Raw genomic sequence first — 1,599 nt, 5'->3', positions numbered from 1 at the left:
CAAGCCCACCGCCACGGCCTCTTGCGCGGGCGTCAATGCGGTCTGAAGCCGGCGCGGCGTGTGACCGCGATCCTTAACGCTATCGCGGTGCCGCCAGTTGCAACCGGTCTGTTCCGTCGTCCCGTATCGCTCTGCCAGGATGGCGGCGGGTTTGTCGCTGGCCTGGCTGGCCGCCCGAACCGTGGTTGCCTGGCTGTGAAGATGGACCAGCATGGTCGCACCCCGTCCCGAACGTCCCTTGGAACCGCTGTTGCCATGAACAGGAGCTGATCGCCGGGGGGAAACAGGATCGTCCGGGATCGAACATTTAGGCTATCGAGATTTTGCACTCAGTTCGTCGACATATTTCTGAATTACGGGTTCATCTAGATATACCTTGCGTCGCTTGAGTAACTCTTCGAATTCCTTCTTGAGATTATGTTTCTTTACAAAATCGACAATAATATTGGCGGCTTTTTCATCTATTTTTTTGGGAAACCGCGGGTACCTTGGCTCCGTGTCATCAAATATTCCGAAGCTCTGAGTGGCCATCCAGGACGTGGTAGCCTCTGACTTCGTCGTTCGGAACGTCCGCGCTCCACCACGAAAATATTTTTGAAAGCTCAAAAGATTCTCTTCGGAAACCCCGTTGCGATCCGAAATCGCTGTGATCAAGCCAGGTCCGGAAAATAGAAAAACATTATGTAAGTGAACCTTTTCTCGGATATAATTTTTGATCACTGAAAGGGCATCGAGCGCAAGCGAATGCTCTTTCGGCAAAAACATAGCCATGTTCGTGACCCTACCGTAAGACTGTTCTGGGCCATCGTCATCTCGCCGGAAAAGCAGCGGGCGTTCGGTGCCAAGGTAATCGACAGCCTTGTTGGGATAAATGTCACAATCTAAGTACCAACCGCCATACTTTAAAAGTAGTACCAGCCGCACAAGATCCGATCTACAGGCTGGAATACGGATCATTTGATACGCCTCAAGCAATAATGGATCATAATCACCAATTATCTCTTGTGCCATTTCATCGTTGATAACGTGGACCTTCCAATTGTAATGTATACACCTCGAAGCGAGGATATTTTCTTGAAAAATATTTGGCATGGTTTCTGGATGATCCCAGAAATAGAATATATTGCGACCTGCTTCGTCTACGTCGGTGAATTTCATTTCACGAAACTTCTCTCTATTTCTGGGAACCACTGGCTTGAATGGCTTCAGGGCCAAGCCTAATGCGCTGTGCCTTCCCTAGCGCAAATTTGCTTCACTAACTACAATTTTTTGACGATTGTTTACCATCACCTCTCAACTCCAAGGGTCCAGTCTCATTGAGTTTCACAGCCAGAACAGAACGGTTGCGGCGAGCATGATCGCTGAGAAGAACGTCTCCGGGCATCGATCGTAACGGGTCGCGCCGCGCCGCCAGTCCTTGATGCGCCCGAACATGATCTCGATGCGGTTACGTCGCTTGTCGTATTTGACTGCCCTGTTGCGAGACCTTCCGGCCGGGGATGCGGACCTTTATCCCCTTGTCTTTCAACACTTCTCTGAACCAATCGGCGTCATAGCCCCGATCGGCGAGCAGCCACCCCGCCGTCGGCAAGCTGCCCA

Annotated in this window: 1 protein-coding gene and 2 pseudogenes; all 3 read right to left on the bottom strand. The window is 51.1% G+C overall.

Translation table 11 applies throughout. The annotated features are described in order from the left end of the window. A pseudogene (locus tag ATI53_RS23760) lies at window positions 1-213 on the bottom strand (IS481 family transposase); the annotation flags it as partial. Between the two features lie 99 nt (window positions 214-312). Continuing rightward, complete coding sequence (locus ATI53_RS22775) at window positions 313-1,191, bottom strand: glycosyltransferase family 32 protein (protein ID WP_375342747.1); 879 nt, start codon at window positions 1,189-1,191, stop codon at window positions 313-315. 132 nt (window positions 1,192-1,323) lie between these two features. Continuing rightward, window positions 1,324-1,599, bottom strand: a pseudogene (locus ATI53_RS22770) (transposase); the annotation flags it as partial.

Source organism: Salipiger aestuarii, assembly GCF_003259905.1.
Lineage (GTDB): Bacteria > Pseudomonadota > Alphaproteobacteria > Rhodobacterales > Rhodobacteraceae > Salipiger > Salipiger aestuarii.
Note: the sequence above shows the minus strand (reverse complement) of the source record. Positions and strands in the feature narration are given on the sequence as shown.